13 protein-coding genes are annotated in these 13,416 nt (G+C 66.1%); 5 read left to right on the top strand and 8 right to left on the bottom strand.

What is annotated here, in order from left to right:
* Nucleotides 1-6: 6 nt before the first annotated feature.
* The 3 genes from ABZ942_RS24670 to ABZ942_RS24660 are packed head-to-tail and all read right to left on the bottom strand — an operon-like array spanning nucleotide 7 to nucleotide 1,950.
* Complete coding sequence (locus ABZ942_RS24670) at nucleotides 7-870, bottom strand: ABC transporter permease (RefSeq protein ID WP_357385710.1); 864 nt, start codon at nucleotides 868-870, stop codon at nucleotides 7-9.
* 1 nt (nucleotide 871) lies between these two features.
* On the bottom strand, nucleotides 872-1,726 hold the full coding sequence (locus tag ABZ942_RS24665; RefSeq protein ID WP_357385708.1) for an ABC transporter permease: 855 nt from the start codon (nucleotides 1,724-1,726) through the stop codon (nucleotides 872-874).
* On the bottom strand, nucleotides 1,726-1,950 hold the full coding sequence (locus ABZ942_RS24660) for a hypothetical protein (protein WP_357385706.1): 225 nt from the start codon (nucleotides 1,948-1,950) through the stop codon (nucleotides 1,726-1,728). Before ABZ942_RS24660 ends, ABZ942_RS24665 begins: the two co-directional genes overlap by 1 nt.
* Nucleotides 1,951-2,242: 292 nt before the next feature.
* Here ABZ942_RS24660 and ABZ942_RS24655 point away from each other — a divergent pair, with 292 nt between their 5' ends.
* Nucleotides 2,243-3,145 (top strand): oxygenase MpaB family protein, encoded by a 903-nt coding sequence (locus ABZ942_RS24655; RefSeq protein WP_357385704.1) that lies wholly within the window; start codon nucleotides 2,243-2,245, stop codon nucleotides 3,143-3,145.
* Between the two features lie 76 nt (nucleotides 3,146-3,221).
* Here the strand turns inward: ABZ942_RS24655 and ABZ942_RS24650 are convergent, their stop codons facing one another.
* The gene (locus ABZ942_RS24650; RefSeq protein ID WP_357385702.1) at nucleotides 3,222-4,349 is read right to left on the bottom strand and encodes a serine hydrolase domain-containing protein; all 1,128 of its coding nucleotides are present in this window, start codon (nucleotides 4,347-4,349) and stop codon (nucleotides 3,222-3,224) included.
* A gap of 134 nt (nucleotides 4,350-4,483) precedes the next feature.
* Between ABZ942_RS24650 and ABZ942_RS24645 the strand changes: the two genes are divergently transcribed.
* The 4 genes from ABZ942_RS24645 to ABZ942_RS24630 all read left to right on the top strand — a co-directional run bounded on the left by ABZ942_RS24645 (nucleotide 4,484) and on the right by ABZ942_RS24630 (nucleotide 8,909).
* Complete coding sequence (locus ABZ942_RS24645) at nucleotides 4,484-5,305, top strand: carboxymuconolactone decarboxylase family protein (RefSeq protein ID WP_357385700.1); 822 nt, start codon at nucleotides 4,484-4,486, stop codon at nucleotides 5,303-5,305.
* Between the two features lie 51 nt (nucleotides 5,306-5,356).
* Nucleotides 5,357-6,052, top strand: a complete 696-nt coding sequence (locus ABZ942_RS24640; RefSeq protein ID WP_357385698.1) for a type 1 glutamine amidotransferase domain-containing protein — start codon at nucleotides 5,357-5,359, stop codon at nucleotides 6,050-6,052.
* Nucleotides 6,053-6,194: 142 nt separating this feature from the next.
* Nucleotides 6,195-7,067 carry an aldo/keto reductase gene (locus tag ABZ942_RS24635; protein ID WP_357385696.1) on the top strand — a complete coding sequence of 291 codons (873 nt, stop codon included), beginning with the start codon at nucleotides 6,195-6,197 and terminating at the stop codon, nucleotides 7,065-7,067.
* A 495-nt stretch (nucleotides 7,068-7,562) separates the two neighbouring features.
* Complete coding sequence (locus ABZ942_RS24630; RefSeq protein ID WP_357385694.1) at nucleotides 7,563-8,909, top strand: helix-turn-helix transcriptional regulator; 1,347 nt, start codon at nucleotides 7,563-7,565, stop codon at nucleotides 8,907-8,909.
* Between the two features lie 99 nt (nucleotides 8,910-9,008).
* Here the strand turns inward: ABZ942_RS24630 and ABZ942_RS24625 are convergent, their stop codons facing one another.
* From ABZ942_RS24625 to mftF, 4 genes are all read right to left on the bottom strand, one after another.
* Entirely contained in the window at nucleotides 9,009-9,170 is a 162-nt protein-coding gene (locus ABZ942_RS24625) for a hypothetical protein (protein ID WP_357385692.1), read from the bottom strand.
* Nucleotides 9,171-9,293: 123 nt separating this feature from the next.
* Complete coding sequence (locus ABZ942_RS24620; protein ID WP_357385690.1) at nucleotides 9,294-9,512, bottom strand: MbtH family protein; 219 nt, start codon at nucleotides 9,510-9,512, stop codon at nucleotides 9,294-9,296.
* 919 nt (nucleotides 9,513-10,431) lie between these two features.
* Nucleotides 10,432-11,916, bottom strand: a complete 1,485-nt coding sequence (mftG, locus tag ABZ942_RS24615) for a mycofactocin system GMC family oxidoreductase MftG (RefSeq protein WP_357385688.1) — start codon at nucleotides 11,914-11,916, stop codon at nucleotides 10,432-10,434.
* Nucleotides 11,917-11,949: 33 nt separating this feature from the next.
* Entirely contained in the window at nucleotides 11,950-13,350 is a 1,401-nt protein-coding gene (gene mftF, locus ABZ942_RS24610) for a mycofactocin biosynthesis glycosyltransferase MftF (protein ID WP_357385686.1), read from the bottom strand.
* Nucleotides 13,351-13,416 lie beyond the last annotated feature (66 nt).

The raw sequence follows: 13,416 nt of genomic DNA, 5'->3' as shown, positions 1-13,416 counted from the left end.
CGCCACCTATCCCGAGATCCGAATGCCGGGATCGATGCCCCAGATCGCCAGTGTGAGAAACAGATTCGCGAACACCATGACAACGATCACCATCTTGATCGCACGTCCCGCCGCCTGCCCGACGCCCTCCGGACCGCCGGTGGCGACGTATCCGTAGTAGCACTGCAGGAACGTCGAGATCAGCACGAACACCGCCACTTTGAGCACCGAGTAGAAAACGTCGGCGCCGTTGAGGAATTGGAAGAAGTAGTGGTCGTAGGTGCCCGCGGAGGTGCCGCCGAGGAACAGCACCGACAGCTTGGTCATCAGGTACGCGACCGCGAGCCCCACGCTGTACAGCGGGACGATGGTCAACGTCGCCGCGATCATCCTGGTCGTGATCAGGTACGGAAGTGGCCGGATGGCAATGGATTCCAGCGCGTCGATCTCCTCGGAGATCCGCATCGCGCCCAGCTGCGCGGTGAAGCGGCAGCCCGCCTGAATCGCGAAGGCCAGCGTCGCCAGGATCGGCCCGATCTCGCGCGTGGTGGCGAACCCGGAAATGGCGCCGGTCAGCGGGTTCATCGTGAGCAGGTTCAGCGCGGTGTAGGACTCCATGCCGACGGTGATCCCGCCGAAGCCACACAGGATGACGACGACACCGACGGTGCCGCCGCCGACGATCAGCGACCCGTTGCCCCAGCCGACGTCCGCGGTGAGCCGCAAGACTTCCTTGCGATAATGCTCGAGCACGAACGGTATCGCCACGATCGCCGCGACGAAGGTGATGGCCTGATGGCCGAGCCGCTGATTGGCCCGCACGGGTCCGCGCACGGCGCCGCCGACGACCCGGAAGGGCTGCAACGCCGGTGGCGTATAGCGCGAGCCCATCTCAGAGCACCTTCGCCGGGAAGAGCGTGTTGTACACCTGGGTGATGATGATGTTGGTGGCGAACAGCATCAGCGCCGAATTGACCACCGCCGCGTTCACCGAATTCGCGACGCCGCCGGGTCCGCCCCTGGTGTGCAGGCCGATATCGCAGGCGATGATCGCGGTGAGCGCACCGAAGACGGCGGCCTTCAGCAGCGCGACGATCAGGTCGTTCGCGACGGCGAACGAGGCGAAGGTGCTGATGAACGAGCCCGGCGTGCCGCCCTGCGCGTAGACATTGAACAGATAGCCGGTGGCGAAACCGACGAAGACCACGAATCCGCACAGCAGCATGCTCACCAGCACCGCGGCCGCGAGACGCGGCGCGACCAGCCTGCGGATCGGATCGACGCCCATCACCATCATGGCGTCGATCTCCTCCCTGATCGTGCGGGAGCCGAGGTCGGCACAGATGGCCGAACCGACCGCTCCCGCGATCATCAGGGAGGTGACCAGCGGCGCGCCCTGCCGAATGATGCCGAGCCCGCTGACCGCGCCGATGAAGGTGGTCGCGCCGACCTGACTCACCAACGCGCCCAACTGAATCGAGACCACCACCGCCACCGGTATCGCGACGAACACCGTCGGCGCGGCGGACACACTGGCCATGAACGCGCACTGCTTGATGAATTCCTGGAACGGGAACCGGCGCGTGAGCAGCGCGCGGAACATCTCCAGCACCGCGTCGCGACCGAGCCGCACCTGCCTGCCCAGCGTCTCCAGCGAGCGCTGCGGGTGCCGCTGCCACAGACCACGCAGGTCGTCGACGGCTTTCTCCAGATCGGTCCGGCCCGGCGGTCGTTCGGTGATGGTCATCAGGTCATGCACACATTCGAGAAGGTGAGCACCGGCCAGCACACGATCGACCCGAGGAACGAGATGACCACGTCGATGCCGTGCATATCGCGTAGGTGGGCGGTGTGCGTCAACGTCCAGACCAGACCGATCAACCCGTACGGGATGCCGAGAATGATCAGCGTCCCGAGGAACTCCGAGACCTTCATCTCGTAGCTGAATATCCGATCCAGCCTCTTGAGCATGCGCGTCCTTTCGCGTGCCGGTCGACTGTGACCGGCCACCCACGGCGGGACCCGAATGGGGATCCGCCGTTGGATCCAGCCGAACACCTCACGGTCCGGTATGGGCCCGTATGTTACGCACGATTCCGGACTTTGCGGAAGCCTTTCGCTGACATTCATAGCCAGACTTGCAGGAATATTCCCATGCAGCCGAACCCGTTGACGGACAGCTCCCGCTGGACTTAAGTTATCAATAGTTCACATCTTGTTCACGCCTTGCGGAGTCGATTCCGGACACGAAAGGACTCCCCTCATGACCGCCGCCGCCCACCCCGCGGAGCCCACCGCGCCGCTGACGAAGGACCGCACGCGGATCCACATCGGCACCGCCCACCGCCCGGTCACCAAGCGGGCGCTCGCGCTGACCGACGCGCTGGACTTCTGGTCCTTCGCGGGCGCCGCGGCCAATGTCGCGATGCAGATGGCCCGGCCCGGCGTCGGGTACGGCGTCGCGGAGAGCCAGGTCGAGTCCGGATCGCTGATGCGGCACCCGTGGAAGCGGGCCCGCACCACGACGCAGTATCTAGCCGTCGCCATTCTCGGCACCGAGGAAGAGCGCCTCGCCTATCGCGAGGCGGTGAATGTCGCACACCGGCAAGTGCATTCGGCGCCGGGCGCACCCGTGCAGTACAACGCGTTCGACCGAAATCTCCAATTATGGGTCGCCGCTTGCCTATACATCGGCTTCGAGGACACCTATCAACTGCTACAGGGCCGGATGAGCGACGAGCAGGCCGAGGCGTTCTACGTATCGTCCTCGACGCTCGGCACCACGCTCCAGGTCACCGAGCAGATGTGGCCCGCCACCCGAGCAAAGTTCGATCAGTACTGGAACGAAGCCTGCGAGCAGGTCGCGATCGACGAGTTCGTACGCGGATACCTGGACGACCTGCTGAACCTCCGAATGATCCACTGGTATCTGCGGCTGCCGTTCCGAAACCTGTTGAAGTTCCTCACGATCGGCTTCCTCGCGCCCATCTTCCGCGAACAACTCCAGGTCGAATGGACCGCCACCGACCAGCGCCGCTTCGAGCGTCTTTTCGTATTCGTCGCCTTCGTCAACCGATTCATCCCGCGCTTCCTGCGGCACGGCGGTACCTACGGTTTGATGGCGGATGTGCGACGCCGAATCCGCAAGCAGAAGAACCTCATCTGAGCCTTGGCGACGACATGACACCGCCGTCCGGACGACAGACGTCCGGACGGCGGAGACCCCTCGATACGAGCAAGTTCTATGGGCAGAGCGCGTGGCCCAGCATGGCCACCAGGTCGGGCATCGAATCCACCGATTTGGTGAAGGCAAGGGTCACCGCGCGACCGTCCGGGGTGGCGCCGGAGACGGTGTTGTAACCAAAGATTCCGCCCGTGTGGCCGAAATACTCTGCACCGCAAGGCAATTTTGTGTGCCCGAGGCCGAGTCCGTAGAACATCTGCATGCCCTCATCCATCAGCACGCCGTCGCGCATCTCGCGCAACTCTGCGGCGGGGACCACCTGGCCGGCGAGTAGCGCCGAGTAGAAGCGGTTCAAGTCGGCGCCGGTCGAGACCATACCGCCCGCCGCCCACGGCACCGATGGCTCGATGCGCGTGACGTCGGTGAGCGTGCCGTCCACCACCGCATAGCCATGGGGATGCGGGCCACGGATCTCGCGATCACCCGGTCCGGGCAGATAGGTGTCGGCCAACCCCTGCGGCTGCAGGATCCGCCGGTTCAGTTCATCGACATACGGTGCGCTGGTGACCTTTTCGACCAGCATGGCCGCGACGTAGTAGTTGGTGTTGCTGTACTGAAAGCGCGCTCCGGGCGCGAAGTCGGCGGGCCGCTCCAGCGCGATCGCCATCCCCTCGGACGGCGTCATGATCCGGTTCTCCTGTGCCGCACGATATTCGTCGACGCGCGGATCCTTGGTGAGCTCCGGCAGGCCACTCTGGTGCCGCAGGATCTGCCGCACCGTGATCCGACGCCCGTCGATGCCATCACCCGTCAGCAACCCGGGCAGATAGGTATCGACCGGCTCGTCCAGCCGCACCTTCCCCTCCGCGACGAGCTGCAAAACGATCGAACTCACAAAGGTCTTCGAGATGCTGCCGATCCGGACCTGCTGCGCCGGATCGGTCGGAATCGGTGCGCGCGTGGCGATATCGGCGATACCGCTGGTGAGCACGACCGTCTTGCCGTGATCGGTAACGGTGGCGATCGCCCCGGTCACACCCGACGCCACAACGCCGTCGATATCGGCCTGCACCGCACGAATCTTGTTGTCCGACAAGCCAGGCACGGTAGCCGCCTCCTTATCCGTCGTGCACCCTGCCAGCAGCGCAACCGCGGAAATGGCGACAATGATCGGTCCGAATCGCATACCGGAAACGCTATGAAACGCACGGCCGCACCCACATCGGGGACGCACCCTGAGATTCCCCCTGATCTCACCTCACTGACAAGGATGAGTCAGCACTTGCGTTGGAGCGCACTCCAACTTCTACAGTCGTCCCCATGACCAGCACTCAGCAGACCACCGGCCAGGACGATCGTTTCGAACGCGGACTCGCGCTGCTCCGGCAGATCGGCGGGCAGGAGCGTCCGGCCGTGCTGGACAGCCTGGCCGATATCGCCCCCGACCTGGGCCGCATCACCGTGGAATTCGGCTACGGCGACATCCTGTCCCGCCCCGGCCTGACGCTGCGCGAGCGGCAGCTGGCCACCGTGGGAGCGCTGGCCGCGCTCGGCAACGCGGCACCGCAGCTGCGGTTCCACATCGACGGCGCGCTCAACGTCGGCGCCACCCGCACGGAGATCGTCGAGGTGCTCATCCACGCGAGCGTCTACGCGGGCTTCCCGGCCGCGCTGAACGGCCTGAACGCGGCCAAGGAGGTGTTCGCGACGCGAACCGATCTGCCCGCCGAGCCCGCCGCGGCCGGGGCGCCGGACGGCGACCGATTCGAGCGCGGTTCGGCCGCCCTGGCCGAGGTCGACGGGCACGCGGGCGAGCAGGTCATCGCCGCGCTGCAGGACATCGCCCCGGACTTCGCCCGCCTGATCATCGAGTTCTCCTTCGGCGACATCTACTCCCGGCCCGGGCTCGACCTGAAGACGCGCGAGATCGTGTCGGTGGCCATGTGCACCGCGCTCGGCGTCGCGCCGCAGCTCGGCGTGCACATCCACGGCCTGCTCAATGTCGGCGGCACCGAGACCGAGGTGGTCGAGGTGCTGATCCAGATGGCCGGGTACGCCGGATTCCCCGCCGCGCTCAACGGAATCGCGGTGGCACGCACGGTCTTCGCCGAGCGCAAGACCCATCAGAATTCCGATGTCTGATATCGGCGATCCCATTGGTTAGTCTACGGAGACAGTCCTAGTGTCGGTGACATGGCGAAACTACTTTTTGTACTGACCGGTGCCGACACCTGGACGCTTGCCGACGGAACCCCGCATCCGACCGGATTCTGGGCCGAGGAGTTCGCCGTGCCGTACGAGGCGGCGAAGGCCGCGGGCCACGAGATCGTCATCGCCACCCCCGGTGGGGTCGTGCCGCCGGTCGATCAGGGCAGCCTGTCACCCGACTTCAACGGCGGCCAAGAGGGTGCCGACAAGCGGGCCGCGGTACTGGCTGCCAGCACCGAACTACAGCACCCCATCAAGTTGTCCGAGGTCGACCTCGCCGACTATGCCGGAGTCTTCTACCCCGGCGGCCACGGTCCGATGGAGGACCTCGCGGTGAACGCCGAGTCCGGCGAACTCCTCACCGCCGCACTGCAATCCGGCAAGCCGCTGGCCATCGTGTGCCACGGACCCGCCGCACTGCTCGCCGCCGTCGGCGCCGACGGCAGCAACGCCTTCGCGGGCTACCAGCTCACCGGCTTCACCAATGAGGAGGAGCGGCAGGGTGGCCTGGCCGACAAGGCCAAGTGGCTGCTGCAGGATCGGCTGGTCGAGCTGGGTGCCGACTTCCAGGAGGGCGAGCCGTGGGCGCCGAAGGTCGTCGTCGACCGCAACCTGATCACCGGGCAGAACCCGGCCTCGTCCGCCTCGGTGGCGGCGGAACTACTGCGCGCGATCGGCTGAGGTTTCGCTCGCTGCGAACGCAACCCCCGTGCGGGGAATCGACGGCGCGGTACAGACGTTGCTTGCGGAAGCAACGTCGCCGCGCGACGTCATACCGGCTCGTCCGCTTTCGCGTAATTCCACTTCGGAAGGAACCGAACCTATGAGCACCAACCTCCACGCACGGCCCGCCGAAGCGTCCGGCACCTTCGCGCTCGGCGGTGACCTCCCCGTCCACCGGCTCGGCTACGGGGCCATGCAGCTGACCGGTCCCGGTGTCTGGGGGGATCCGAAGGACCCCGACGAGGCGGTCCGGGTGCTGCGCCGGACGGCCGAACTCGGCATCAACTTCATCGACACCGCCGATTCCTACGGTCCGTTCGTCAGCGAACAGCTCATTCGAAAGGCCTTGCATCCCTACGCCGATGACCTGGTGATCGCGACCAAGGCTGGGCTGACCCGCAGCGGCCCCGGCGACTGGCGTCCGGTCGGACGGCCCGAATACCTACGCCAGCAGGCCGAACTCAGCCTGCGCAATCTCGGCGTCGAGCAGATCGGCCTGTACCAGTTGCACCGCATCGATGCGCAGGTCCCGCTGGCCGATCAGCTCGGCGAGCTGGTGCTGCTCCAGCAGGAGGGCAAGATCCGCCACATCGGCGTGTCCCAGGTGAGCGTCGAGCAGCTGCGGCAGGCCAGCGAGATCGCCACCGTCGTCTCGGTACAGAACCTCTACAACCTGGCCAACCGCACCGACGAGGACGTGCTCGACTACGCCGAGCGGGAGAACATCGCGTTCATCCCGTGGTTCCCCATCGCCACCGGTGAACTCGCCAAGCCCGGCGGGCCGCTCGACGCGATCGCCAAGGAACACGGCGCGACTCCCGCACAGCTCGCGCTGGCCTGGCTGCTGCGCCGTTCGCCGGTGATGCTGCCCATTCCGGGCACCTCCAGCATCGCGCATCTCGAGGAGAACACCGACGCCGCGCGGATCACGCTGACCGACAAGGAGTTCGAGGCGCTGTCCGCAGCAGCCTGAACCAATCTCCGCAACAGGGCGGGCTCGGCTTCGGCCGGGCCCGCCTTGCTCATTTGCCGACGGACCTGTGGAAGCAGTAGGCCGAGGCGGCGAGGTATTGGCGACAGCGGGCGCCGTGACCACCGTGCACGGTGAGGATGAACCGCGCTCGTTCGTAGCTGAGGCCCACCGGATCTTGTGTGCAGTCGCGGCTCTGTACCAGCCACAATTCTCGTACATCCGAGTGCAATACGTCCATTGTTCACCTCCACGTAAAGTCAGTGCACCCGGCGCCTGAAGGCGCCCCCGGATTCTCGCTCGACACGGATGGATCGGGCCGTGTCAGGACCGTGCGTCAGATTCCGGAATGCCGGCGCCCCGGTAAGGGTTTGGGCAGAACCCCGGCGCCGGGTGCTGATTCAGCGTGCATGTTGCGATTCGGTAGATAACAGACCCGAATGCGGTAATTGCGGGTAGTTTCCGTTTGTATCAGCCTGGTGCGAGGAGTCAGGACCTATGGTTGAGATCGACTGGACGGGCGAGGATGTCCGTGCGCTTCGCGCCGCGATGCGGCGAAGTCGTTACGAATTCGCGCGTCTGGTGGGCGTCACCCCGCGCACCGTGGTCTTGTGGGAAAACGGCCGGACAACCCGGATGCATGCCGCAAGCCAACGTCTGCTCGACCGAGTCGTGTCAGAAGCCGATCCGGTCGTCGTCGCACGATTCGAGCGGGCCGTCACCGCGGGCCGGGGTACCGACTTCGAACCCGAAGTCATCGACTCGGCGCTCGATACGGAAACCCAGCTCGGTAGGGACATCGGGCTCGACAAGGAAGTCGAGGATGACGACGTGAGAAGGCGAGAGTTATTGGCCTGCATCGGCGTAGGCCTGACCGGCAAGGCCGCGGACCTGGTCGCGGGCGAGCCGGAGAAGATGCTGGCCACCCTGGATGCGGGCTCGATCAGCGAGCGGCGCCTCGGCCTGCTGGAGCAGTCGGCGGAGACGCTCGGCAAACGAGTGGTGCAGGTGCCGCCGCACGAGCTGCTGCAGACCACGCTCGAGCAATTCCGTACTGTCCGTGGCACTCTCGCGCAGCGGCAGGCCACCCACCATCAGGTCCGGCTGGTGCGCACGGCGGGCAGGCTGGCCAACGTGGTCGGCGAAATCCTGTTCAACGAAGGACATTTGGGGCAGGCCAGGATGTGGTACGGCACCGCGATCCACGCCGCGCAGGACATCGGTGATCGCTATTCCGAGGATATCGCGCTGGCCGGTCTGGCTTATTTACCGACATATAGTGACAAACCGAACGAAGTCTTGAACTTGCTGGGCGGACGTCTCGAAGAAAATCCGGCACACGGCCCTGCCGCGGCCTGGTTGTGGGGAATGGCGGCCAGAGCGCACGCCAGCCTTGGAAATGCCGTCCAGTTTGCTCGGTGTATCGAGAAATCCGGCCGGGCATTGGAAAATGTTGGGCAAGAAGAGCTTACGGTGGGGATCTTTTCCTATCGCCCGGAAAAGCTCGCCTTCTATCAGGCGATCGGCTACTCCAATCTCGGCCGTGCGGCCGAAACCGCCAAGGCCGCGGCCCGCGCACTCACCCTGTACGACCCACAGGAAACAATGGAGCCGGCCCTGGTCCGCTTCGAGCACGCCACCGCGTTGCTGAGTGCGGGCGAGATCGATGAAGCGTGTTCCGTTGCGACACAAGCGATCACCAGTAATAGCACCTATATCGGGCTGACCGTCACCAAGCGCGCCAGGCAGTTCGACGCGGCGCTCGCCGGATTTCGCGGGCGCACGGTCACCGAGTGGCGCCAGCATGCCCGCTCGGTGATCGAGTCGGCGCGAACGAAGGCATAGCGGAGCGGCATTCGACACCGGCGGGTCTGCCGGAGCTCACCGCTGGAATTGCTCGTCGGTGAGGTCTCGGGCGGCCCGCTGCCGGGCGCCGCTGTGGCGCTAGGACTTCGCGGCGTCCTGGGTGCGGCCGCGCTGCATGATCGCGTCCAGCCAGCCGCTGATCTGTTGCGTTTGTGCGGGTGTCGGCCGCCCGCCCGCCCAGCGACGGGCCGCTTCGATCAACGTCTCCGGCAGCGAGGGGGTGAACCGTTGATTCGTCATACGTCCATGATGCACTGGGGCGCAGCGAAGTACGAGTAGGGGGCGGGGCGCGCCGGTCAGCAGGGGGGATGTGGACCGACGTACCCCGCCTATACGGGTGGATTTGGGCGGTTTCCCTGAACCTCAGGGACTTTCGTTGGACATGGCCTCGATGAGTGACTTGGGTCGCATATCGAGCCAATGGGTTTCGACGTAGTGCAGACAGGCTTTACGGGGGGCGGCACCGTAGGCGATGGACCATCCACCCGGTACGGCGGCGAAGATCGGCCAGAGGGAGTGCTCGCCGTCATCGTTGATCAGCACATAGAACTGGGCGCCGTCGTCGTCGAAAGGGTTGTTCATTCCGGTTTCTTCTTCCTGGTTGGGTCAGGGTTTTTGGGGGCCTATGTGGTGTCGATGAGCTCCAGAGCAGCGTGCTGGCGACATGGTCGAATCACGGCGTGGCGGGGGCTGGGCGGGCAGCCTGCTGTCGCTCTACGCCGAGATCGGGTGTCGCGCAATATGGTGGGGCCGCGCCCGCGAAAAAGGGGATGTGGGCTGGCGGAGCTGTCTTCTCGGCGGATGCGCCGAACACAGCGGGGCGTAACGACGTTCGCCGGAATCCTCGTCGGTGCCGGACCTTCCCTGTGTCCGGCACCGACGAAGTCTGGGGTGGCCAGCCGTCCGTCGGTGACCGCGAGCTGCGGATCGAACTGGGTCACGCCTGTGTCCAGCCTACTTGCGCGCACCGATAAGTCGGGCGATTCGACGTCGATTGCCGAAATTCGGGCGACGTGAGCGATCTTTCAGCGCACCGGTGCATGCCGGGCGAGCTGTACCCCCGACGGATACAGCTCGCTCGGCGCTGCGGTCTCAGGGGATGCTTGGGCCGCGTGCTGAACTCGCCCAACTCCGTATGGTGCACCAGAAGCTCCTCATTGGCGAAACGACAACGACCGACGACGTCGGGCAGCAGGAACATGCCGATAGCGAAGGCTGCTCGGCCGGGTGCATGGCGTCGAGCACCACAGACGAATCGGCGCAAGGCGCGTGCGAGGAACATCTCACCGCGCGAAGTCGGACACAGGGCAGGCACGGGATCGGTGACCGGGATCACCCCGTCGGCGCACATTCGGCCCGCCGACGGTTCTGTTCAGCTCTTGATCGTTCCTCCAACTTCACTGCCGCTGAGCACCCGTCGCGGCTGCCAGCTACTTCACACGGAAGTGACTCGTGCATTGCGAACATTAGGCGTTCGCTCAATAAGGTGGACGATTTTCCCTTAAAGACGAGGTGACGTTCGACCGCCGCCGTCTCGACTGCGATGGTCCGCCATGTTTTCCGCGATCATCACCGTGGTCGCCTGCGGACCGCGGCTCAGCGGCACCGGGACGACGGAGAGATCTATCACCGACAGACCGGTCAGCCCGTGCACCCGGCACAACTCGTCCACCACCGCTCGATCGTCGTCCGCCCCGCCCATCCGGCAGGTTCCGGAGAGATGTTGCGAGGTAGCCAGATTCGCGTGCAGCCAGGCATCCGCGGTTTTCGACGGCCGTGGCATCGGGTCGGTGCGCGATTGTGCGGACATCCGGTGCAGCACCTGCGCTGCCGTCGCGACCGCGTCGCGCAGCCGGGTCCGATCGTGCTCGGCCGAGAGATATCGGTGCTCGATCGCCGGTGGTATCGCTGGGTCGGCCGAGCGCAGCCGCAGCACGCCCGCGGACTGTGGCCGCATCAGGGCGATGCCGAGGCGCTGTACGCCAGGTGTGAAAGCGACCGTGTACGGCCGGATTTCGATGTCGTCCAGTTCGAGCACGTATTCCAGGGGGACGGTTGCCTGTTCGGGTGCGTCGAGTCGGTATTCGAGGCCGATCTCGGGGTGATCGGTGAACCAGGCGCCGACCGGTGCGGGATGCACGACCGGGATATCGAGTGCCCGAAGATGTTCGGCGTCGCCGACGCCGGAACGCAGCAGCAGCGCGGCGGACTCGATCGCGCCCGCGCTGAGCACGATGTGGTCTGCCCAGATGGTTTCGGTCCGGTCGTCGTGCATGACATCGACACCGATCGCGCGCATGCCGCGGAAACGGATGCGTACCACCGTCGTTGCCTCCTGAACCGTGAGGTTCGGCCTGGACAACGCGGGCAACAGGTAGCCGGATGCGGTGCTGACCCGTCGACCGTCCTCGATGTTGCACGGCACCGCGCCTACACCGTGGGCGTCTGCGTTCGCATTCAGATCGGGTATGGCCGGAAAGCCAACTGCCGCACAGGCGGTGGCGAACTGCTCGCTCAGCGGTGCTGGATTCGCGCTGCGGCGCACCGGAATCGGGCCGGATCGTCCGTGCCAGGGATGGTCGCCGAAGTCGACGTCCCGTTCTGAACGACAGTACGCCGGTAGCACCGAATCGAACGACCACGTCTTCGACGAGTCCAGCTCGCGGCTCCATGCTTCGAAGTCCGCGGCGGTCGCCCGCACGAAGTAACTCCCGTTGACCGCGCCGGACCCACCGATCACCTTGCCGCGCACTATGTTTCCCGCTACTCCAGCGTCAGAAAGGGTGACCGGATAGCGCCACAGCCATGGCGCGTCCGCGCCGACCGGCAGGCTGGTGGCGTCGAGCAGTTCCGCGGGAAATCCGTCCGGCGCGCGCCACAGCCTGCCCGCTTCCAGTAGTCGGACGGTGTGGTCCGGATTCTCACTCAGCCGCGCCGCGAGCACACAACCCGCGGTACCGCCCCCGACGATGAGCGTGTCGGTCATCCGAACCCTGTCCGATCAGTGTGACCGCGCCGATCAGTGTGACGGCGCAGTAGGTTTCAGCGATTCCGGGCTGCGGGCGCGGAACGCGCCGACCCAGAGGCCGGTGCCGTAGGCGATGTCGTCGAGCCGTTTGTACGCCACGTAGCGCACCGGATCGAGGCCACCGGCATCGCGATGGGTGAACCAGTCGGCCAGGCCGTCCGCGACGGCCATGGTGATCGCGATGCGCCGAATCCGCCGCGACATCGCCATCGCCAGCAACGTCACCGGCCAGTAGTGCCTGCACATCGCCGAAGCCAGCCGCCACAGACCGGCGAAGAAACCGCGGGACAGATAGATCGCCGCGATCCGCGTCGGGTTGTCCAGCTCCGCGAAGACCCGGCGTAGTCGGACCAGCGCGGTGACCAAGGTGATCACCCCGCCGATCAGTCCCCACTTCGACAGCGTGGCGAACAGGAACGCGGCCAGCATGGTCCACGAGGGCAGCGACAGCGGCGAGACCATGCCGGGATGGCGCTCGCCGAGCGGCGCTGCGCCCGTGCCGTAGAACATCTTTCGGCCGAACCAAGAGCGGAAGGAGACCCGGTGGTCGTGCGCGACATGGGCGGCAGGTTCGTAGCGCAGCCGCCAGCCCGCCTGCTCGAGCCGCCAGCACAGATCGACGTCCTCGGCGACCAGCATCGACTCGTCGAAGCCGTCCTGGGCCAGCAGCGCCCGGCGGCGCACCAGCAGCGCGGCGCTCGGCACGTAGGAGACCAGTCCGTGCGACTGCACGGCGGCCTCCCGCCTGCCCAGGTCCAACGAGGAGCGGGTGTGCTCGTAGCGGGCCAGGGCGTTGGACTCCGGGTCGAGCGCGACGATCCGCGGGGCGACCAGCGCCACCTCCGGATCGCTGAAGTGCCCGAGCATCACCTCGAGCCAGCCGCTGCGCGGGACCACGTCGGAATCGAGGAACGCGACGAAGTCGGTTGTCGCGGCCTTCAATCCGGCGTTGCGCGCGGCGGCGGGACCCTGCTTCTCGTCGTGCCGCAGCACGGTTACCCGGCAGCGGGTGCCGCGGTCGCGCGGGATCTGCACCGGCTGGTCCGAGCCGTCGTCGACCACGATGACGTTGTGCCCGCGCAGTGCCGCGAGCAACCGGGCCAGGCCGTCGGCGTTGTTGTGCAGCGGCACGATGACGGTGACGTCCTCGGGCGAGGGGAGCAGCCGGGGACGCGGGTTGGCAACTCCGGAGTCGAGCAGCCGTCTGGCAACGGTCGCGGACTTCGGGCCGGTCACCTCGAGGTACCCGTCGCCGATCATCTCGGCGGCCTCCGGGGCAAGTCGCAGCAACCGGGCGGGCGAGCCGCCGATCAGCACCCGCCCTCCGGAGTATGCGCGTACCCGTGGATCAATCCGCACCCCGAATCCGTCGGGCAGGCGATCATGGCGCATTCCTGGCATGCTAGGCGGAGATTCGCGCGTAAGCATCATCAGCTCGGTTAAAAGGACAGAATTCCG

The sequence above is a fragment of the Nocardia sp. NPDC046473 genome, from assembly GCF_040645995.1.
Lineage (GTDB): Bacteria > Actinomycetota > Actinomycetes > Mycobacteriales > Mycobacteriaceae > Nocardia.
This window is presented reverse-complemented; position numbering and strand designations above follow the sequence as displayed.

Bases quoted from the DNA above. Each gene is read 5' to 3' on its own strand.
- ABZ942_RS24655 (WP_357385704.1), top strand. From the start codon at position 2,243: ATGACCGCCGCCGCCCACCCCGCGGAGCCCACCGCGCCGCTGACGAAG.
- mftG (WP_357385688.1), bottom strand. From the start codon at position 11,916: ATGACCGACACGCTCATCGTCGGGGGCGGTACCGCGGGTTGTGTGCTC.
- ABZ942_RS24630 (WP_357385694.1), top strand. From the start codon at position 7,563: ATGGTTGAGATCGACTGGACGGGCGAGGATGTCCGTGCGCTTCGCGCC.
- ABZ942_RS24620 (WP_357385690.1), bottom strand. From the start codon at position 9,512: ATGAACAACCCTTTCGACGACGACGGCGCCCAGTTCTATGTGCTGATC.
- ABZ942_RS24635 (WP_357385696.1), top strand. From the start codon at position 6,195: ATGAGCACCAACCTCCACGCACGGCCCGCCGAAGCGTCCGGCACCTTC.
- ABZ942_RS24625 (WP_357385692.1), bottom strand. From the start codon at position 9,170: ATGACGAATCAACGGTTCACCCCCTCGCTGCCGGAGACGTTGATCGAA.
- ABZ942_RS24640 (WP_357385698.1), top strand. From the start codon at position 5,357: ATGGCGAAACTACTTTTTGTACTGACCGGTGCCGACACCTGGACGCTT.
- ABZ942_RS24660 (WP_357385706.1), bottom strand. From the start codon at position 1,950: ATGCTCAAGAGGCTGGATCGGATATTCAGCTACGAGATGAAGGTCTCG.
- ABZ942_RS24645 (WP_357385700.1), top strand. From the start codon at position 4,484: ATGACCAGCACTCAGCAGACCACCGGCCAGGACGATCGTTTCGAACGC.
- ABZ942_RS24670 (WP_357385710.1), bottom strand. From the start codon at position 870: ATGGGCTCGCGCTATACGCCACCGGCGTTGCAGCCCTTCCGGGTCGTC.
- ABZ942_RS24665 (WP_357385708.1), bottom strand. From the start codon at position 1,726: ATGACCATCACCGAACGACCGCCGGGCCGGACCGATCTGGAGAAAGCC.
- mftF (WP_357385686.1), bottom strand. From the start codon at position 13,350: ATGCGCCATGATCGCCTGCCCGACGGATTCGGGGTGCGGATTGATCCA.
- ABZ942_RS24650 (WP_357385702.1), bottom strand. From the start codon at position 4,349: ATGCGATTCGGACCGATCATTGTCGCCATTTCCGCGGTTGCGCTGCTG.